The 19,263-nt window shown below is 56.9% G+C and carries 21 protein-coding genes; 4 read left to right on the top strand and 17 right to left on the bottom strand.

Annotation, left to right across the window (positions count from 1 at the left end; genetic code table 11):
- Nucleotides 1-34: 34 nt before the first annotated feature.
- From sigJ to MKY74_RS04955, 4 genes are all read right to left on the bottom strand, one after another.
- Complete coding sequence (gene sigJ, locus MKY74_RS04970) at nucleotides 35-892, bottom strand: RNA polymerase sigma factor SigJ (RefSeq protein ID WP_076172106.1); 858 nt, start codon at nucleotides 890-892, stop codon at nucleotides 35-37.
- Between the two features lie 34 nt (nucleotides 893-926).
- On the bottom strand, nucleotides 927-2,108 hold the full coding sequence (locus MKY74_RS04965) for an NAD(P)/FAD-dependent oxidoreductase (protein ID WP_076172109.1): 1,182 nt from the start codon (nucleotides 2,106-2,108) through the stop codon (nucleotides 927-929).
- A 155-nt stretch (nucleotides 2,109-2,263) separates the two neighbouring features.
- Nucleotides 2,264-3,523, bottom strand: a complete 1,260-nt coding sequence (locus MKY74_RS04960) for an MFS transporter (RefSeq protein ID WP_076172112.1) — start codon at nucleotides 3,521-3,523, stop codon at nucleotides 2,264-2,266.
- On the bottom strand, nucleotides 3,520-4,371 hold the full coding sequence (locus MKY74_RS04955; RefSeq protein ID WP_076172114.1) for a MerR family transcriptional regulator: 852 nt from the start codon (nucleotides 4,369-4,371) through the stop codon (nucleotides 3,520-3,522). Before MKY74_RS04955 ends, MKY74_RS04960 begins: the two co-directional genes overlap by 4 nt.
- 216 nt (nucleotides 4,372-4,587) lie before the next feature.
- Here MKY74_RS04955 and MKY74_RS04950 point away from each other — a divergent pair, with 216 nt between their 5' ends.
- Together MKY74_RS04950 and MKY74_RS04945 are read left to right on the top strand one after the other, a co-directional pair.
- Nucleotides 4,588-5,589 carry a phosphotransferase gene (locus MKY74_RS04950; protein WP_076172117.1) on the top strand — a complete coding sequence of 334 codons (1,002 nt, stop codon included), beginning with the start codon at nucleotides 4,588-4,590 and terminating at the stop codon, nucleotides 5,587-5,589.
- A gap of 16 nt (nucleotides 5,590-5,605) precedes the next feature.
- Nucleotides 5,606-6,514 carry an aminoglycoside phosphotransferase family protein gene (locus MKY74_RS04945; RefSeq protein ID WP_244169303.1) on the top strand — a complete coding sequence of 303 codons (909 nt, stop codon included), beginning with the start codon at nucleotides 5,606-5,608 and terminating at the stop codon, nucleotides 6,512-6,514.
- 85 nt (nucleotides 6,515-6,599) lie between these two features.
- Here MKY74_RS04945 and MKY74_RS04940 read toward each other — a convergent pair whose 3' ends face one another.
- From MKY74_RS04940 to MKY74_RS04885, 12 genes are all read right to left on the bottom strand, one after another.
- Nucleotides 6,600-6,920, bottom strand: coding sequence for an MGMT family protein (locus MKY74_RS04940; protein ID WP_076172122.1), 321 nt, complete (start codon nucleotides 6,918-6,920; stop codon nucleotides 6,600-6,602).
- Nucleotides 6,921-7,121: 201 nt separating this feature from the next.
- Nucleotides 7,122-7,982 carry an AraC family transcriptional regulator gene (locus MKY74_RS04935; RefSeq protein ID WP_076172125.1) on the bottom strand — a complete coding sequence of 287 codons (861 nt, stop codon included), beginning with the start codon at nucleotides 7,980-7,982 and terminating at the stop codon, nucleotides 7,122-7,124.
- A 282-nt stretch (nucleotides 7,983-8,264) separates the two neighbouring features.
- Nucleotides 8,265-8,633 carry a hypothetical protein gene (locus MKY74_RS04930; protein WP_084203961.1) on the bottom strand — a complete coding sequence of 123 codons (369 nt, stop codon included), beginning with the start codon at nucleotides 8,631-8,633 and terminating at the stop codon, nucleotides 8,265-8,267.
- 70 nt (nucleotides 8,634-8,703) lie between these two features.
- The gene (locus MKY74_RS04925) at nucleotides 8,704-9,999 is read right to left on the bottom strand and encodes a glycosyltransferase family 2 protein (protein WP_076172128.1); all 1,296 of its coding nucleotides are present in this window, start codon (nucleotides 9,997-9,999) and stop codon (nucleotides 8,704-8,706) included.
- Nucleotides 9,992-10,135 carry a hypothetical protein gene (locus MKY74_RS04920; RefSeq protein WP_167372888.1) on the bottom strand — a complete coding sequence of 48 codons (144 nt, stop codon included), beginning with the start codon at nucleotides 10,133-10,135 and terminating at the stop codon, nucleotides 9,992-9,994. The genes MKY74_RS04925 and MKY74_RS04920 overlap by 8 nt, the downstream gene beginning before the upstream one ends.
- A 20-nt stretch (nucleotides 10,136-10,155) precedes the next feature.
- Nucleotides 10,156-11,031 (bottom strand): diguanylate cyclase domain-containing protein, encoded by an 876-nt coding sequence (locus MKY74_RS04915; RefSeq protein ID WP_076172130.1) that lies wholly within the window; start codon nucleotides 11,029-11,031, stop codon nucleotides 10,156-10,158.
- A gap of 205 nt (nucleotides 11,032-11,236) precedes the next feature.
- On the bottom strand, nucleotides 11,237-11,599 hold the full coding sequence (locus tag MKY74_RS04910) for a winged helix-turn-helix transcriptional regulator (protein WP_076172132.1): 363 nt from the start codon (nucleotides 11,597-11,599) through the stop codon (nucleotides 11,237-11,239).
- Nucleotides 11,600-11,727: 128 nt separating this feature from the next.
- Nucleotides 11,728-12,294 (bottom strand): 6-phospho-3-hexuloisomerase, encoded by a 567-nt coding sequence (hxlB, locus tag MKY74_RS04905; RefSeq protein ID WP_076172134.1) that lies wholly within the window; start codon nucleotides 12,292-12,294, stop codon nucleotides 11,728-11,730.
- Nucleotide 12,295: 1 nt separating this feature from the next.
- Nucleotides 12,296-12,928, bottom strand: coding sequence for a 3-hexulose-6-phosphate synthase (gene hxlA, locus MKY74_RS04900; protein ID WP_076172136.1), 633 nt, complete (start codon nucleotides 12,926-12,928; stop codon nucleotides 12,296-12,298).
- Between the two features lie 206 nt (nucleotides 12,929-13,134).
- On the bottom strand, nucleotides 13,135-14,400 hold the full coding sequence (locus MKY74_RS04895) for a DUF4129 domain-containing protein (RefSeq protein ID WP_076172138.1): 1,266 nt from the start codon (nucleotides 14,398-14,400) through the stop codon (nucleotides 13,135-13,137).
- On the bottom strand, nucleotides 14,397-15,488 hold the full coding sequence (locus MKY74_RS04890) for a DUF58 domain-containing protein (protein ID WP_244169304.1): 1,092 nt from the start codon (nucleotides 15,486-15,488) through the stop codon (nucleotides 14,397-14,399). Before MKY74_RS04890 ends, MKY74_RS04895 begins: the two co-directional genes overlap by 4 nt.
- A gap of 5 nt (nucleotides 15,489-15,493) precedes the next feature.
- On the bottom strand, nucleotides 15,494-16,468 hold the full coding sequence (locus tag MKY74_RS04885; RefSeq protein ID WP_076172142.1) for an AAA family ATPase: 975 nt from the start codon (nucleotides 16,466-16,468) through the stop codon (nucleotides 15,494-15,496).
- A 417-nt stretch (nucleotides 16,469-16,885) separates the two neighbouring features.
- Between MKY74_RS04885 and MKY74_RS04880 the strand changes: the two genes are divergently transcribed.
- Both MKY74_RS04880 and MKY74_RS04875 read left to right on the top strand, forming a co-directional pair.
- A complete protein-coding gene (locus MKY74_RS04880) occupies nucleotides 16,886-17,515 on the top strand; it encodes a hypothetical protein (protein WP_244169305.1) in 630 nt (209 codons plus the stop codon).
- 73 nt (nucleotides 17,516-17,588) lie between these two features.
- A complete protein-coding gene (locus MKY74_RS04875) occupies nucleotides 17,589-17,954 on the top strand; it encodes a DUF423 domain-containing protein (protein ID WP_076172146.1) in 366 nt (121 codons plus the stop codon).
- A gap of 128 nt (nucleotides 17,955-18,082) precedes the next feature.
- On the opposite strand, the gene rlmN is transcribed toward MKY74_RS04875, so the two are convergent.
- Entirely contained in the window at nucleotides 18,083-19,180 is a 1,098-nt protein-coding gene (rlmN, locus tag MKY74_RS04870; protein WP_076172148.1) for a 23S rRNA (adenine(2503)-C(2))-methyltransferase RlmN, read from the bottom strand.
- Between the last annotated feature and the right edge of the window lie 83 nt (nucleotides 19,181-19,263).

Genomic DNA, 19,263 nt, shown 5'->3' with positions numbered 1-19,263 from the left:
CCGGGGCCTTAAACTGCTGCGTTAACCTACCGTTCTACAGATGCTGAAGCTTATCGGGGTTTCTGACGACAAACAGATCACGAATCCGGTCACCTTCCACATGGAGAAGCATGGCGCCTTCGACCCCCTCCTGAGACCGGAACACAATCCCAGGCTGGCCGTTCAGTGAGACATGCTCAATCTGGATGTCTCCGTCAGCGGCCGAAAATTTGCGATACACGCCCAGCGCAAAGCGGGCGACGAAGATCGGCGACACGATCGGATGAACCGCCGCGGACGCCTTGCCGCCGCCGTCGGAGGTGATGACGACGTCCTTCGAGAGCAGAGACAGCACGGAATCCATGCTACCCTGCTCCAGAGCCGACAGAAACCGGTGGACCCACTCTTCGTCTGCAGCTTCCGGCTGAATCGGCATCTCGGGATCGAACCCCATTTTGGCACGGGCCCGGCTGAACAGCTTGCGGCAGTATACCTCCGTTTTCTCGACGAGTTCCGCAATGTCCGGATATTCAAAGCCGAGCGCCTCCCGAAGGATAAAGACGGCGCGCTCCAGCGGGGACAGCCGCTCCAGCAGCACCAGCATCGCGTAGGACAGCAGCTCCCCGCGAACCACGGTTTCGGCGGTATCCTCCGCCGACGTCTCGAACGGCTCGGGCAGCCATGGCCCGAAGTACTGCTCCCGCTGCCTCTGGGTGGATTTCAGCATATCCAGGCAGCGGTTCGAAACCATTTTGCACAGGTAGGATTTCGGTTCTTTCAGCTGTGCCAGGTCCCGGTCCGCCAGCTTCACGAAAACGTCCTGCACCGCATCCTCCGCATCGGACACGGAGCCCATCATTTGATAAGCGATCGAAAACAGCAGCGGACGGTAATTCTCATACAGTTCCCTCATGGATTGCTCACCTTTCCTACTGGCATGGCGCTGCTCACTTGAGCAGACTCGCATGATCCCAGGTGAATTTCCGAATATTCCAGCCGAGTCTCCCTTGTATGATCATATCGAGTCCCCACTGCCGGGTCCAGACCATTCCTTTGGCCGGACCAAGGCCGAAGCAGAAAACATCCATATACCCTTTATGGACAGGTGCAGGACGGCCCTCGACATCCGCCGCCACGACCTGGCCGAGCCTGTTCGCCTGAGCGCCGGCTTCCTTGCAGGTCATACTGTCTGCCCGGCCCGTCTCCGGATCGACGATCTGCGCGCAATCTCCAATGCTGTAGACGCCGGGTTTGCCCTCCACCCGATAGCTCGCATCGACAACTACTTTTCCTTCCACAGTAATCGGGAAGCCCATGCTGGAAAGCCTTGGATTCGGCACGATGCCAAGCGTCCATACGCACAGCCCTGCGGAAATTTCGCTCCCGTCTGAAAGGGCGATCACCCCGCCGCGTTCCCGAAGGACCTTGCGTCTGTGCAGCGTGGTGACCCCTTCGCCGGCGAGCAACCCCTCCAGTTTACGCGATACCTTCGCCGGCCCCTGCGCAAACAACCGCTCCTCGGCATTGACCAGATACACCCGGATGTCCGCGGGATTGAGACCCAGGCCCTCAGCATCCGCCCGAATGGCATGAGCCAGTTCAGCCGAGGTTTCAATGCCGCTGATGCCCCCTCCGGCCACGGCAAACGTCAGCAGCTTGGCGCGTTCCTCCGCACTGGCGCTGGCCGCTTCACGGAGATTCTGCTTCCACATCCGGCGGATCTGTTCAGCCGATTCCGGCGAGGTCAGCGCGATACCGCCCTGATCCGGCTGTGGGCGCCGGACCATACTCCCCGCCGCCATCACCAGGATGTCATATCCAAGGCGTGCGTCCCCGCCCTCACTGCGGCTGTAGATCAGCTGCCTGGCGTCAAAATCCACACGCGTGACCTCCCCCTGAACGAGTTCTACGCCTTCCCCCTCCGGGAACAATTGTCTCAAGGGGACGGCAATATCCTCCTGCAGAGCCGCCGGCTTGAACAGCAGCACCTTGCGAAGGTGATAAGGATCCTTGTTGATCAGGATGAGCCTGAGTTCCCGGCCAGCCCCTTTAAGCGATTTTTGCAAAGCCTTGACCGCATTGATTCCGGCGTAGCCGCCGCCGACCACGACGCATGTTAACTTTTCCATAACGTCCACTCCCCGCTTTGGTTTTGCATATATCACGAGGAAGGGGAAGCATTTGTGACACCGAAAGCAGAAAAAAATGAAAAAGCAGCACATGCCAAAAAAACCTCCCGCCTTCGGGAGGTCTAACTGGCTTCTATGATCCGGCTTCCTGTAATCTATGACTGGGCGCCGGGATTCATTCCGCAAGACGCCTCGCCTGCAGCATTCACGCATTCCGCCTGTCCCGCTGCCGCTGCGCTTCCTGGCTTCGAGCGCTCCAGCATCACGCTGCCCGCGGCTAAGGCGATGCCAATGGCCACAATCACGGCCGAAGCCAGCGGCAGTCCGGACAGCCCCAGCCTGCTCTCAGCCACATACCCGCCGATAAAGGCGCCAAGCGCATTGCCGAGATTAAAGGCAGAGATGTTCAGGGTGGAGGCCAAATCCTGCGCCGAGCCGGACCGCCGCAGCACCTGGACGTTCAGCGGAGTGACCATCGCGTAAGCGGCCGCTCCCCACACAAACACTGTAATGAGCGCGGGAACGACCGAAGTGCTCGTGAAATAAAAGGCGATCATCACTGCCAGCAGCAGGCCCATACTGCCCAAGAGAGCCGAATGCAGATGCCGGTCGGCCAGCTTGCCTCCAGCGGCATTCCCGATCACCGACGCCAGCCCAAACAGCAGCAGCACGATTGAAATGTGCTCTTCCGGAAGCCCCGTGATCTCCTGCAGGATCGGGGAGATATACGTAAAGGCCAAAAAGACGCCGCCAAATCCGAATACGGTCGTTAAAAGGGCCAGTACCGGGCCCGTACGGGCGATCTGCCCGAGCTGCCGGCGGATCTGAGGCCGTGTCGCCTGCGGCATGTCTGGAATCTTCCACAGGATGCCCGCTCCGACGAGCAGCGTAATGATGACCAGCATCCAAAAGGGAAAGCGCCAGCCGAGCTGCTGTCCGAGCAGCGTGCCCAGCGGCCCGCCGATGACCGTCGCAATCGTCAGCCCCGACCCGGCCAGAGATATGGCCGCGCCTTCCCGTCCCGGAGCCGCCAGCTGGCCTGCCATGACGACGGCGGCTCCGAAGAAGGCCCCCTGAGCCACGGCGCTGACGACGCGGGAGGCGATCAGCAGTCCGAAGGAAGGCGCGACTGCGCTGAGCAGGCTCCCTGCCCCGAACAGGGCCAGCATGTATAGGAGCAGGCGTTTGCGGGGGACCCGGACTGTGGCGACCGTCAGCAGCGGTCCTCCCGCGACAACCCCGAGTGCATAGGCGGTGACGAGCCATCCTGCTGTCTGAACGGTGACCTCGTACTGCCGTCCGATGTCCGGCAGCAGACCCATCGGGAGCAGCTCTGACGTACTGATCACAAAAATGCCCACCGCCAGCAGGAGGACCTGCAGGATACCGGACGGAACCCGTCTTCTTTCCCTCATGCCTGTCCCCCCTCTGCCCCGGGAGCTCCGCCCGGTCTGTCCACGATCGGCATCTGCAGCTCGGACAACACCGGGCTGGCCGGCTGGTCCGGCAGTTCCCAGTAAATCTCCCGGCTCGGTTCCTTCTCCGAAATGCCGTATCCCTGTTCCTCAAGCCAACCGGCCAGCTTGGCCGTGACCTCATAGGAACCCGCTAGGCCTGCGGAATGGGCTATACAAGCAAGCTTGGCGCCTTTCAGCTCCCTAACCCGGATTCGGCCTTGGTCCGGGAGGGGGCCCGCAACCGGAACGCCTACCTCCAGGTCCACGGCGTCTTCGCATTCGGCGCAGCTGTGCCACAGAACGATCACCCTTTGGTCCAGAGCGCCCTTGTACAGCGTCTTGACGGCCTGCCGCAGCTCCCGGATCAGCCCCGGAACCTTCGATTTGGAGGTGACTTCCCGAATGGAGGCGATCCATTCAGGGCCGGTCTGCCTCACGATGACATCCAGGGGCGGCTCTCCATCCTCACTCCGGTCCAGCTCATCCAGCCTGGCCTCGATCCGGTTCAGGCGGGCCTGCTCCTCCCTCAGCATCTCGGCAATTTCGGCCGATTTATGAAGAAGCATCGCCCGCATCTGTTCCGTGCCCAAGGCTCCGTCCAGCAGCGGAATCATCTGCTCCAAGGTGAACCCCAGGTCCTTAAACACCAGAATCCGGTGAACCCGCTTCAGCTGGTCTGCCGTATAGAATCGGTATCCCGTATCCGGATCGGTATAAGACGGCTTCAACAGCCCGATCTGGTCGTAATAGCGAAGCGCTTTGGCCGATACCTGGCTAATTTTCGAAAATTCCGTAATTTTGAACATTTCCCAGCCTCCTCTCCGCTCCAGTATAAAGCTTTCCCTTAAGTGGAAAGTCAACCCCCGTGCCAGCGTCCATCGTTCCAAGAATCCACAAGCTTTTACGAAATCCAAGGCGAATGTCCATACCTTTCATGACATAAAGAATACGATAAAAAATCAACGGTCACCACACCATGCGCTGCTGTCTAAGTTACTTTCTAACGGAGGGAGACCCCACCCATGTCACATCTACTGAGTCAAAGGGAAATCCGCAGCATTTCCCGGCGTTTCCGTCTGCAAACCCTTCGCTCCACGCCGGTCTCATCGTTTTACCGGAAAAACGCCGTGATCCAGATCCAGACGAACCTGGGCACGTTTGCATTAAAGCCGTATAACCGGAATCCCCACCTTCGCTCAGGTCTGGCTGCCCAAATCAAATCAGCCGCAAAGTATGTTCGTCTGTTAATGAACAACGACTACGGCTTTATGCCGGACTGGCTTCCTGCCGACTCGGGAAAGCTGTGGGTCATGCGCCAGGGGCAGCCTTATTATATGACGGAGTGGATTCATGGACGGCCGATGGGGACGGAGCAGGATTGTGAGCAGCTGGGCCACGCCTTGGCAAAGCTTCACACCCTCCGCTGCGGGCTGCCGCCCACAACGAAATCGGCTACCTTGGAGCAAGTTCGACTGTGGAAAGTCAAGGATCGTTATCTGCGGAAAAACATGGTTCAAGCAGCTTCCGCAAATACGGCGCTCCGAAGAGCCGTCAGTAAATACGGCGCGGCTTGGAAACGCTTCTCTGATGAGGCATGGTCCGAAATCCGCCATCCGGATATTTCGCGGCTTTGCGCCCAAGAAAAGGCGAATCCGGCCTTAATTCACGGCGATATCACGCCGCCGAATGTCATTATCGCAAATGACGAGCGTCTTCATATTATAGACTGGGATTTTATCAGAGTCGGCTCCACCTATGCGGATACGGCCAAGACGATCATGAATACGACCGGGTTTAATACTGCATTCATAGAGGCTTTTCTTAGGGGATACGAAGGGATCCGGCCCTTAAGCCCACCGGAGCGAAAATTGGTAACGGCATTATACGGCTTGCCGAGGGAAGCCTGGTATGCCGTCCGGTTCCCACGAAGCAACAGAAGCGCCGAGATGCTGAAGACCATGGACCAGACCTGGGTGCTCAGGCGTCAGGCGATGGAATATATGAGCAGGTGGGCAAATCTATAACCAAGGGGTGATGTTTGTGACGGACTTCAGGACCGGCATTGAAGAAACCTACGGCATGAGAATCCGTGAAATCAGACGGGTAAAGGACGTGTTCCGAATTCGGACTCGTCTGGGTACTTACTGCTTGAAGGGCTACGATGTTCAAGTGGAAGAAGTCTTCTATATCGCCCGGGTCTTTGCCTGCCTGGACGAACGGGGATTTACCCGCAGTCCAAAAGTATACCCTACAACCGCGCTTTCGCCGGTCATGATCCATCAGGGCTCGGTGTATATGCTGACGAATTGGGTGCACGGAAGGCAGCCGGATTTTGGGTCAGCAGCGGATTTGAGGAAAGGTCTTCGCTCGCTGGCCAGGTTTCACGCTGCCGCCGAAGGCTTTCCCGCAGGGGAGGCCCCCGCCTCTAGAATACGTTATTTCGACTTGGAGAAAGATGTCTCGGATTATAAGGACCTGCTTGGGTGCTACGAAAATACACGCCACTTAGTCCCTCCTTGCGAAGAAGCGATCAGCCGGCTGCGAGAGCCCGCCGTTCTTGCGGCGATTACAGCGGAGCAGCAGGCATCTGCTTTTATCCATGGAGATTATAATTATCCCAACTTGATTAAAGACAAGCGGGGAAAGCTGCATCTGATTGACTTTGAAAACAGCTCACTGCATGTGCGAATGAAAGACTTAGCCCACATTCTCCACCGCAATTTCACCTGGAACGCTGGCGGAATGCTGCGCGCCGTCGAATACTACCAGCGGCACCGGCAGCTTAGCGCTCCGGATCTCTCCCTACTGCATGCACTGCTGTCTGCACCGTATCCCGTCGTCCGAAGCATCAAAATCGGCGGGATCCAGTCTGCCGCACGGGTCATCCCTTCTACAGACCGATTCATGCAATATCAAAAAGAGCTGGTCGCATTGCTCGCTTCCTCCTGAATGTCCCGGCCGTATTTACCCTTCATCCATCGGGAAAGCGCCCCCCGCTACACTTATTGGAACGGAGGGAGTCTGTGGCAAGGCCTCAGTCCGCCCCAGGCTCCGGATGATAGCGGTATGCCTCCAAGTCAATCCGCCCCTCGGCGTCAACCTCTACCCCCTCGCCCTTCAAATACAGAATTTGCAGCATGCGCGACTCCTCCTCTACAAGGGCGATCTCGCCTTTCGCGTTGATGACCCGGTGCCAGGGAAGACGGTGCTTCTTGCCCAAGGAATGAAGAATGCGCACGACCTGCCTTGCCGCTCTCCGGCTCCCCGCCAGCTCGGCGATTTGCCCATAGGTCATCACGCGGCCCTCCGGTATATTTTGAATAATGTGGATGACGTTCATCGTAAAAGGCGTCATTAGCTTCTCCAACCTCCAAAACGGGATTCATGCTTAAAGCGGTCGATCATATACTGATACGCCGGCCGCTTCCGGCTTTCCTGCAAAAATCCAGCCGTAACAGCAGGCTGCAAATCAACGACGGCTTTTCACTAGCACAACATCAACAAGACCGCCTCTAAAGAGGCGGCCTTGTTTGGGCTGCAGCGCTTGTACAGGTCGTTACTTCACCGGAATCCAAATTTCCGAATACAGGTCCGGACTGGAAGGATCCTCGTCTGTATAAACCTCCAGCTCTGCGGTGCCGGTATACTCGTAACCGCTGGACGGAAACCATTCGGAGAAAATCCGCTTCCAGGCGCTCTGCATCGCATCCGGCATCGGGCCGCGCACTTCGAACACGGCCCATTTGGATGCCGGGATGTCCAGCTTCTCCAAGCCTTCCGGCACCTCCTGGTCGCACTCGGTCGCAATCCAGTAGTCCATCTCCTCCGGTCTCACCGCGCTTTGATCGACGCATACGCCAAGCACGCCCTTGATTTGCCCGCTGTTCACGCGGAACAACAGGTCGTTGACCCCGTTCTGGTGAACCTCCTGCCACATCTTCGGAATCCCCTCGAGATTCTGGCCATTTTCACAGGAAAAGGCCCGTTTGACTCCAACGACCTGGAACGCTTCTCTCTCCACAATATGATATTTCACCGGTTCGGCTCCTTTCAGACTTACCTGGATGACCAGGCGGTTATAAAATTGCAGTTTCCCGATCCCTTTCCGCGCTTCCGTCGGGGTAACGCCGTGCTGCTTGCGAAAAGCTTTCGAGAACGCCTCGGGAGTGTCGTACCCGTATTTGCAGGCAAGGTCGATAATTTTGGTATCCGTCCCCGTCAGCTCCTTCGCTGCGAGAGACAGCCGCCTGCGCCGAAGATAATCGCCGATCGTAATGTCGGTCAGCAGCGTAAAGGTCCGCTGAAAGTGAAACGGCGACGAATGTGCCTGCTTCGCGATCTCCTCAATGGTAATGTCCTCGGAGAGGTGGTCCTCCATATAATCGATTGCCCGCTGCAGCGATTCTACCCATGCCATATATCCGATCACTCCTCGTAAGTCATCATAACCCCGTCATTCGCCAAAATCCTGTCATTCCGTGCTATTGCCGAACAGGTTGTCCGTTACATTCTTCCGTTAAACTTAAGTATACAACAGGAACACGGGGGTACAGCACTCCGTTTGGCGAAGGCAGCACAAATCAGGGAGCCCGGCTGTTTGGGAACTCCGCATAGAACGAACGTCAAATAAGCCCGAAACGCGAAGGTTTCGGGCTGCCATCGGATGTGGCTGATCATCAGGTACGCTCACCGTTCACTTTTATTTTCCCCATTTCAGGAACATGGCCAGTTTGCAGCAAGGGTCGGTTTCAACTAACGGGTCGACGGTAATCCCGATTCCGCTCGGAGAAAACTCGGACGAAATCTTCGACCTGCTGCTGATCGACTTCATCAGCCGGTCCACCTCCTGCTTGTTGCCGGCCTGGGCGGCTGTCATCACCTGAACGGCAAAGGCATGGTCCGACAGCCTGTTGAGAATTTTGTAGCCCTCCTCCATCAGCGAATAATATCCCTGAATGGACTGGTTGAGGGTATCGGTCTTGATCTGCGGGTATTCACGAATCCATGAATAGTAATAGGGCCGCGGGTAATAATGGGGACACCATCCACCGTATGAGGGATAACTCATGGCGTGATCTCCTTTCTGTAGGCACCGGTCGGTCCATTATATGCCGCGGCTGGGCAATGGTGAGAGGCGCCTATCCAAAGCGCTTGGTTTTATACCATTTGCTCTGCCTGCCCGTCACTTTATCGACGATCATCGACCAGAAGGCCAGCAGCGAAATGACCAGAAACAGCTGGGCATACGTAAAGTAAGACACACAGGACAGGATGAAGTTCCTGACGTTGCTCTGTCCGATATCGGTGGCCAGTGCCAGGTTGATCTGAAGAACATAAATGTAGTACATCAGAGCCCAGGCGATGACCAGATACACATACAGGTCACTGCTGAATTGGAACGGAGATACCGTATCCGGGTGAAAGAGCGCAATGATCTGGTACACGAGGTTGACGATAAAAATGAGGTCGGAAACGATAATCGCCACCATGAACCAAAAATAACTTGCGGCATAATAAAGCACGTGCAGCTTGATCCGCCAGCTGCTCCGATTAAACAGCTGGTGGATATTGTCCACGACCACCTTGTAATTCCCTTTGGCCCACCGCTGGCGCTGCCTCATGTAGACGTCGAGCCTTTCCGGCTCCTGCTGATAGGCTTCGGCCTGCGGTGCGAGCGCGATCAGCTGGTCGCGGCCCAAAATTTCGAAGGACACCGCCGTGTCTTCCGTGATGGCGTGCTCATCCCATCCCCCGATATCCTCCATAAGCGAGCGTTTGACGATAAAATTGGTCCCGGGGATCGTTCCCAGACCGAACAGCTCCCACAGACCGGTATGATGCACCCGTTGAATCGTGATCAGCTCCAGGTTGATGAATTGCGACAGCAGGTTCTGCCCGCGGTTGCGCGCTTTGTTCCGTCCGAACACCGCACCGTAGCGCTCTGGCTGCTCCATGGCTTTCTGGATCAGAAAGTAGAGGGCGTTATGCTCGGGTGCGGCATCGGCGTCATAGACGCAAATCCAATCGCCGGTGGCTTCCTTCAGCGCATCATTCAGAGCTCCGGATTTCCCGCCGGTGCCGGTTCTTTCCAAAATGAGCAGGTCCCTGTCTTTATAGCTGGTTCTGGCCTTCAGTGCCTTCAGCTTGTCCGCGGTGCGGTCGGTGCAGTTATCGGCGATCACGATGATCTGGACCTTGTCCGGGGGATAGTACAGCTGCAGAATATGCTCCACTGTCGCGGTAATGACCAACTCTTCATTATGGGCGGGGACCATCACCGTCACGGTCGGAAAATCGTCCATTTGCCCGCTGCGCACCAGAGCCCCCCGGTTTTGCCTGTACACAAACCGGATCGCCCCAGCCATGATGACAATCGACTCCAGCACGGCGATCCAGATCGATACGATCGACAGGAGCAGGATCACGTCAGCCACTGAAATTCCCCCGATCGTATTTTTTCTTGACTTTGGCCCGGAACATCAGCGTGGCGATTGTCAGCACCAGCACCGCTGCGGCAAAAAAGATGCTGACGCCGATACATACAGGTATAAACCACTGGGCATACGACATGCGGGCGCCCTCCTTTCTCCTTATACATACTCACCGATCAGATCGGTCTCCGTATTGCGCTCCAATGCGGCAATGACCGCATCGATATGTTCATACTTGCTGAACTGCTCCGGCTGGAACACGAGCGCCCCCGTGCGGACGACAAGCTTCAGCGGGCTCCCGCTCCGGTCGACGGCTTCAACATTCATCATAGCCTGCTTAATCCGGGCGGTGAGCTGCTGCAAATGCTCCTGATTCGTCATCGGATACAAGACCACAAAGCGCCCTTGGTCGATGAAAAATTTATAATCCTCGTAGCGGATCTGCTTCTGGATCGTGTGCGATAACTCGAGCAGCAGCCGGGCGTACCGCCTGGATCCGAGCGACTCTTTGACGAGCGGCAAAAATTCGATTTTAAACATCGCCATACAGAAGTCGTAACGCTGCGGATAACGCTTGGCGAGATTGGAGTGTTTGATGACGGCATCCTCCAGGGACAGCTTGTTCCCGAGGGACGTATCGAGGTCCAGCTGCGGGCTCATGTCCTTCAAATCCTCCAGCCGCTCGATCAGTCTCCGGTTGCGGATCAACCCGGAATGAATCACAGAGGCCAGAATCATGTTGGCGGGAACGAGCAGCAGCCATGAGAAAGATAAGATATCCACATGTGCATAAGTGTTCAGCCACACAAAATAACTCACAAGATAAAAGAAGACGGCCACCGCCGTGACGCCGACCGGCATAAAGAAGCCGATCAGCAGCGCAGCCAATGTCCCCAGACTGAACAGCAGCTCCGGAGTGGTATAAGCTTGATCTGCATATACCTTGATAAAAATAAGCAGCTCCTGAATCATGATGACAAACACAAGGATGAGATAGCCTGCTTCAATGCGTCGTGTCGGCGTTTGGTCTTTCATCGGCATCCTTCCTTTACAGCAGCTGCAGCAGCCAGAATTGGAATCAATTTCTAATTATTACCCCATTTACAGGCGATGTCACAAAAAAATACCCCCGCAAAGCGGCGGCTTTTTACTCAGCTGCCTTTGGACTCTGCGGGGGATTGAACTTCATATTTTTTTAAGTACGTGAAAAAATTATTCCGATGAAGAGAATGCCGACCTGTTAATGATCGTCCTTCCAAATGACCCGGTCCCCATAATGACTGCCCCAGTCGTACATCATCTTCAGCACCGGCATCAGCGAGCGGCCGTATTCGGTCAGCGAATACTCCACCCGGGGAGGGACCTCTGGATATACCTTCCGCGAAATCAGCTGATCGTCTTCCAGCTCCCGAAGCTGGTTGGTCAGCATTTTTTGGGTCACATTGGGGATCAGCTTCTTCAGCTCGCCAAACCGCTTCGTCCCCTCAAGCCCCAAATGCCACAATATAATCAACTTCCATTTGCCGCTGATCACGGCAAGGGTCAGTTCCTTCGCGCAATTAATTTCTTTTAAGTTGATACGGTCTTTGATTTCCGTTGCCACGCTGCCACCTCCTTCTTATAGGATACTACACGATTCGCTTTTTCGCTTGATGCAAAAAAGAACCATCCCTCGGTCTGCGACCTCCGGGATGGTTCCTGTTTGGATGGGTATCTTTTTCAGGTGAAGCTTTACTCCAGGTTGGCGTGTCTGCCGAACATCTGGGAGGAATCTTGACCCCGCTGCTCCATCAAGCGGAGAACGACGGCATCGTACAAAATGATCAAGGTTTGCTCAAACAGCGATCCCATCGGCTGTATGGTCACCTTTTCTCCGCTGCCCGCTGCCTGCTGTTCCTTCGGCGTACCCGGAAGACAGACCGGGAAATCGGACAACCGGCCCAGCGTGGAGTCCGGGTGAATGGTTGCGGTGACGACCGCTGCTCCGATCTCCTTGGCTTTCCTGGCCATCGTGACCAAGCTTTGCGTCTCGCCTGACCCGGACCCGATGACAAGCAGGTCCCCCGGGCCGATTCCGGGTGTCACTGTCTCGCCGACCACATATGCGGTAATTCCGAGATGCATTAACCGCATGGCCAGCGCCCGGCCCATCAGGCCCGACCTGCCGGCTCCCGCCACAAATACAGTTCCGGCTTCAAGAATCATGTCAGCCAACTGGTCCGCTTCTCCATTCGAGATACGGGCAATCGATCGCTGCAGCTCCTTCGTAATTTCGAGGGCATAATCGGCCGTGTTCATCTTAGACCTGACTGACCAGCTGCTTCATCTGCGATGCCGCAGCCCGCTTGTCATCCTGACCGGTGATTCCCCCGCCCACAATAACCAGATCCGGGCCGGCCGCAATCACCTGAGGCAGCGTACTCAGCTTGATCCCGCCGGCAATGGCCGTCTTGGCGCGGTTCACCACCCGTTTGATCGTCAGCAGATCTTCAAAGGAGCTGATGCCTGCCGCCTGATGATCGTACCCTGAATGCACGCAGATATAATCCACGCCCATTTGGTCAATTTCCTTGGCGCGCTGTTCAATATCCTTCACATTGATCATATCGACCATGACTTTTGTGTTTTGCTTTCTAGCTTCTTCCACGGCTCCGCGAATGGTGGAATCGTCTGAGACGCCGAGCACGGTAATAATGCTCGCCCCGGCCTCGGATGCCTTCATGACTTCGTATCCGCCGGCGTCCATGATTTTCAGGTCTGCCAGCACGCGCAGGGAAGGGAAGGCCTCTTTCAGTTCTTTCACCGCCCGAAGCCCCTCATTGATGACGATCGGCGTTCCGATTTCCACGATGTCTATATAATCAGCAACCTCGTTTACGATTTCCTTGGCTCCGGGAATATCGACAAGATCAAGTGCCAGTTGAAGTTCCATAATGCGTTTGTCTCCTTTATGATCGATTTGGTTCGTGAACCACAACCCCATTGTAGTAGCTCTATTTCGCTTGCGTAAGTAGGCACTTTATCGTAATGAAGTTACCTCGGCGTAACTATTGGACGTCCAAGAACACAAAAAAGGCCCCCTTTAGGGGACCTTCACGACCAAAAGTGTACGGCATCATGCTGGCCGGAGCAGGGCTTCTACGGCTCCTTTTTCCCGCCGTACCGCACGGCGTTATACCGCTCGATGAGCGTATGGACCGCTTCCGGCGCCATGCCGGTGAAGCTCTCTCCCGCCGCAAGCTCGGCGCCGTTCTCCGCAGGCGTACGGCTCGCCCGGAACGCGAATCCTTTCTTGACCGCACGGCGGATCAGGCTCTCGTAAGCCTGACGCGGGTCGCTGCCGCTGATATCCGGTTCCTTGCGGAAGCGGCGGGGCTTGGCGGCAACGCGGTCGATTCGCTCGACCTCATCCACAAAGTCCGCCGTCTCCTCGGAAATGTGCCGGATCTGGCGCAGCAGCCCGAGCCGGTAAGCGAGGCGCCGGACCCAGCTTCGGATGCGCTCCGGAAGCCAGCGCCGGAACAGCTTATACAGCAGCATCCCCAGCAAAACAAGGGCAGCCAGGCAAAGAATGCCCAGGACGGCATAGCCTATGACTTTCAGCCACATTGGGTGCTGCACCGGACCCTGATCCATTCCGGACAGATCGGGCATCATTGGATCGGCCGGTGCTTGCGGAGGCTGTTCCACAGACTGTCCGTCTCCTCCCAAGCCTTGGAGGAGAGACCGGAGGCCGTCCCGCAGGAAGAGGAAGATCGCACCAAGGCCCTTCCATCCGCTGAGCAGGGCGATAACGGCAATGACGATCCACGTCATCGAGCGGTTTGCCGTCAGAATCCGGCCAAACAGCTGACGGTCGGCCTGCTCGGCGTGCGAGGCGTCCCGGACCCGCTCGCCGTTCATGCGCAGCAGGAGGGCGAACAGCGTAATCATCGCCATTACGTACAGCGACGTGCGGTGCGGATGAAGGGCGCTGACCTGGCCGGCCGTAATGTAGAGCACAAGCGAGGCGCCAAGGCCGATCAGCGGCAGCCGCTGCACTGCTGTCTTCCACCACTGCTTGCGCCCGGCGATCAGCCCGCGGATCGCAGCCGCCAGCAGAGCCACAGCGGCCAGCGCCGCGGCGAGCCGCAGCCCGAACACGGCCAGGGGCAGCAGGACCGCGGCCGCCAGCGGGATCGGTGTCCACAGGCGGCCGCCCCCGCTGCGGGACTGCTCCCGGCCGGCCAGTACGCCTGCAGCGTGAACAACCCCGGCAAGCAGCCAGATGAGCAGCGGATGGAGCGGCATCGCATATGCCGCAAGCAGCACGGCCACAGGGTACAGCGAGGCGGACTCTAGCAGCGAGAAGTATAATGCTCCCCCGGCTCCCCGGTAACGGGCTTGCGCTTGCTGACGTATCATACCGCCGCCTCCCTCGCATCCGGCCATTCCGCAACCGATACGCGGTGACCTTTGTTCTCCAGTCCGTGGATGCTCTCCCGGACCGCTTCCGACAGATGGGCCGTTATGAGCAGATAGTCGACCGTCTCTTCCGACTCGCGCTCCGCTTCAAGACGCAGCATTTCGTGGAATGACATCCGCGTCTTCATATCCACACCGGCCATCGCCTCCAGCACGTTCTCCAAATGGGCCGTGCCGTAATCCGGGTCGAGCCGGAGCATGGCCTGGCTCTCTGGATTAACCGACGCATTATGGGTGAAACCGGCGGCCATACCCTGGTGGATCAGCGAAGCCGCACAGGTAGCCGCATAGGACAGCGCATCCTCGACCATCTCCGGCCGGGTCACCACGTTCCACATCTGCTCGGACACCTCGATGTTCAGGCAGATCATGACCCGCGGATCGGCGGTATAGCCGTGCTTATGCACCTGAAGCTCGCCTGTTCTGGCGGTGGCTTTCCAGTGGATCCGGTTCATCGGATCTCCCGCGGCGTATTCCCGGATTCCGGTAATGAGGAATGGATCCTCAACGACCCAGCGCCGCACCGCGAGCTCCCCCTGCCATGTCTTCCAGGAGGAAGGCAGCCGGTCATCGCCAAGCAGCTCCGGGTAAACGACAAGCCGTTTGCTGAGCGTAATTTGCCGTGACGGGGTGTAGACCGCAAACAGGTCCCCGCCGGTCATCGTGGCCGAGTCCATCCGATAGATCCCCCGGCGGGTACACTGGATTTGATGCGTCCGGGTAATCCGTGTCCGGGGACGGAGCATAAATAAACTCGTATGATTCTGATAGATATTCCCCTCGCTGATCGAGGTTTCCCGGCTGCGCTTAAACATCAGGGACGAAGGAAGCATCGCTTCCAGGCGCAGCCAGGGCACCGGAAACATTTTGCCGTTTTCGATCACCTCGACCATTTCGATCCGGTCTCCCACGTAACAGGTTTCCGTGCTGAAATGGCGCTCGTACGTCAGTCTTCGCAGCGATCCCCTGCCCAGGATCAGGCCCTGCAGCACCAACACGCCGCCGCAGGCCAGAAGCAGCCACAGCATCGCCATTATCTCACGCCGCTTTCCAGTCCCGCTTCGCTGGGAACTGCGATCTGATCCAGCACCTCAAGCAGAATGCGCCGGGCGGCCTCATGCTGCCCGCCGTAGCGCTTCTTGAGCACCAGTCTGTGAGCGCAGACCGGCTCCAGCAGATGCTTGATGTCATCGGGAAGTACGTACTCCCGTCCATTCAGCGCAGCATAAGCCTGCGCCGCGCGCAGCAGCGCCTGGGTTCCGCGGGGGCTGATGCCAAGAGCCACTTCCGCATGGACGCGGGTCGCTTCGGCCAGGGATACGATGTATCCCATCAAGTCCTCGCTCACGTTCACCTGCGTGCACAGCTGCTGGGCTTCCAGCACCTCGCCGGCTGTTGCCGTGCGCTCGGCCCGCTCTGCCGTTAAGCCGGCCGGTCCCTGCGTCCGCTTCAAAATCTCCTTCCCTTCCGCTGCGGATGGGTACCCCAGCTTCATGCGGATCATAAAGCGGTCCATCTGGGCTTCGGGCAGCGGAAACGTGCCCTGGTTGTCGACCGGGTTCTGGGTGGCCAGCACCATAAACGGCCGCTCCAGCGCCATCGTCTGACCATCAATGCTGACCTGCCGCTCCTCCATACACTCCAGCAGGCTGGACTGGGTTCTGGGCGTGGCCCGGTTAATTTCATCCGCAAGCACGATCCGCGAGAACAGCGGCCCCGGGCGAAACTGAAACTCGCCGTCCTTCTGGTTGTAGAAATGGATGCCCGTCAAATCCGACGGCAGCAGATCGGGGGTAAACTGAATCCGTTGAAAGCTGAGCGACAGGGACGCCGCCAAACTTTTGGCAAGCAGCGTTTTACCGGTACCCGGCACATCCTCCAGCAGCACATGTCCTGACGCCAGCAAGGCCGTTAGCAGCAGTTCCACTTCTCCCTCTTTGCCGACAATGACTCTCCCGATATTCTCTTTCAGTTTCACAGCCAACTCGCGAACTTGATTCACCTGCATTGCATTCCCATCCTCTCCTGTATGACTGCCCGCGCTTTAGGCAAAGCAATCTACGGTTTATGATTAAAGCGTTTACAAGTGTCTTTGATACCCCCGGCAGACTGGACCTTTACGCCGGGAACGGTTCAGCTACAGATCTTCCGGCAGGCCGTTCTCTATGACCGGACGGTTTTGCTATATTTTATCACCGACAGAAGCATTAATCACCTATCAGGGGTAAAATCCGGCTAAATCGATTGAACTAACGTTTTGCTTGATCTTCCTGTTATAACAGCCCAATAGAGGCCTATAACATTCATTTCTTTAGTTCATTCTATATCAAACGCCCTATTTTTTGCCCCTCCAAGACAGTTGTCCCTCACAAAATCCGGCAAACATCACTAGGATGAACCATACCACAGACAAAGGATGGTTGATATGAGGAGGTATCTTAGAAGCCACGGTTGCGGTTATGCCCGCCGGCATATGGCAAGACGACTGAAGAGGCACTCTCGTTCACGGTCACAGGGCAAGCTCATCGTCAGCATCGTCCGAGGCGAAAAACGGCTGACGACCAAAGTTCCGCTCCGCAGGTTCGATAAGTTCGTGTTTGTCATTAACGATCAATTTACCAACGCCCCGAATACGACGCAGATCGCCAGCGGTGCAGGCCACAGCAGCGCGTCGGGAAGCAACGCGGCCATCGGTTCCCCCAATACGGACCAGCAGGTCAGCGTCGGGGCCGGAGGCACCGCCGATAACATCAGCATCCTCCGCGAGCCCGCTCACGCCTGCCGCGGTAAGCGGAAACGCTCGCACCGCCGGAAGAAGGAAGCCATCTTCGTTCTGAATCACCAGCGGGTTCAAATGCCGGAGGGAAGCGAGGAGGCTGCCGCCACCCAAATTGCCAGCGGCTCCGGCACACACAGCACGAGCGGCACCAACTCCACCATCGACAGCCCCTGCACCAGACAGCAGGACTCGGTCGGCGGAGGACCCGGCGCTAGCGGCATGAACAAGTTTATGAAGAAGAAAAAACGGAGTCACCATATCCGCCGGCATTATTAAGGAATACAGCTCAAATCCAAGTCGTTGACGGCCGCCGCGCCAGAACGTATGATGACGCTTAGAGGTGATTGATGTGAACACGCTGCTCATTCTGGGCGGAATCATGATGTTCTTGGCCGTGGCTATCGGCGCATTCGGGGCGCACGCCCTGAAGGAAAGACTCGACGATAACCGGCAGAAAACCTATCAGACGGGAGTCCAATATCATTTGGCTCACGGACTTGGCCTGCTGTTGATGGGCCTCTATGCCCCATCCGCCGCACAAGCGGGCACCATCCAGCTCGCAGGATGGCTGCTGTTTGCGGGAATTCTGTTATTCTCGGGAAGCCTGTACGCGCTGAGCGTGACCGGTATCCGCAAGCTGGGGGCGATTACCCCGATCGGCGGGGTGGCCTTTTTGGCGGGATGGGTCGTATTCATCGTGGCTGTGGCTGGTTGACCGGTTGAGGATATGGATGTTTCGTATAAATGCCCCTAGGCATGACAAAAGCCTGCAGATTTGCAGGCTTTTTCGTGTTATGCATGTTTTAAAAAGGAGGTACCCTCCTGTAAAACAGGAGGCCGGCCTCAGCCGTTTACCGCGCTGGCCTGGCCCGCGCCTCTGCCGTTTTCCTTACGGATTTGCTTGCTGCGCAGCTGTCCGCAGGCCGCGTCAATATCGGTTCCATGCTCCAGCCGGACACTGACGCTGACCCGGTTCTTCTTGAGCGTGTCATAGAAAGCCAGGATCGACTCCTGCGCGCTTCTCTGATATTGGCTGTGCTCATCGACCGGATTGTACGGGATCAGGTTGACGTTGACCAGCTGTCTGCGGTCACCGATCAGCTCCGCCAATTCAGCCGCGTGTTCCCTGCCGTCATTGACGTCCTTGAGCAAAATATACTCGAGCGTCACTCTGCGCTTCGTTTTGGCCAGATAGTAATCCATGGCCCCCAAAACTTCCTCAATCGGATAAGCCTTGTTAATCTTCATAATCCGGGTTCTCAGCTCATTGTTCGGCGCATGCAGCGAAATCGCCAGGTTCACCTTCAAATCGCGGTCGGCAAATTCCATGATCTTTGGAGCCAGGCCGCTGGTCGATACGGTAATATGGCGCCCGGCAATCGCCAGCCCTTTGCGGTCCTTAACCACATTGATGAAGTCGACCATGTTCTCGAAATTATCAAACGGCTCCCCGATGCCCATCACGACAATATGGCTGACGAGGTCGCCCGGCTTGTTCTGGTCCAGGAACAGCTGCACCTTCATGAGCTGCTCCACAACTTCCCCGGCGGACAGGTCCCGGCTTTTCTTCAGCAGTCCGCTCGCGCAGAAGCTGCAGCCGATGTTGCAGCCGACCTGGGTCGTCACGCAGACGGAAAGGCCGAACTTATGGCGCATCAGCACCGTCTCGATCAGGTTGCCGTCCTGCAATCGGAACAGAAACTTGACCGTCCCGTCGGCCGACTCCTGTTTCACATGCTCTTCGAGCGTCTGGATAACGTAATGCTCCGCAAGCAGCTTCACGCAGTCCGGATTGGCATCCGTCATATCGGCAAAATCGGTGACCCGTTGTACATATAGATAGTCCCACACCTGAGAGGCGCGGAATGGTTTATGTCCATAATCAAGCAGCCATGCAGACAGCTGATCGAACGTTAATCCATAGATGGATGGTTTGTTCATCGTTTTTCCTCTTTTCAAAAGCTTTAAATGCATACTCTCTCTACTTTACCAGATCCGGCAGGCAATCTGTCTATTATTGTCCC

Origin of the sequence: Paenibacillus sp. FSL R5-0378, assembly GCF_038009285.1 — a bacterium.
In the GTDB taxonomy this organism is placed as follows: Bacteria; Bacillota; Bacilli; order Paenibacillales; family Paenibacillaceae; genus Paenibacillus_AQ; species Paenibacillus_AQ favisporus.
This window is presented reverse-complemented; position numbering and strand designations above follow the sequence as displayed.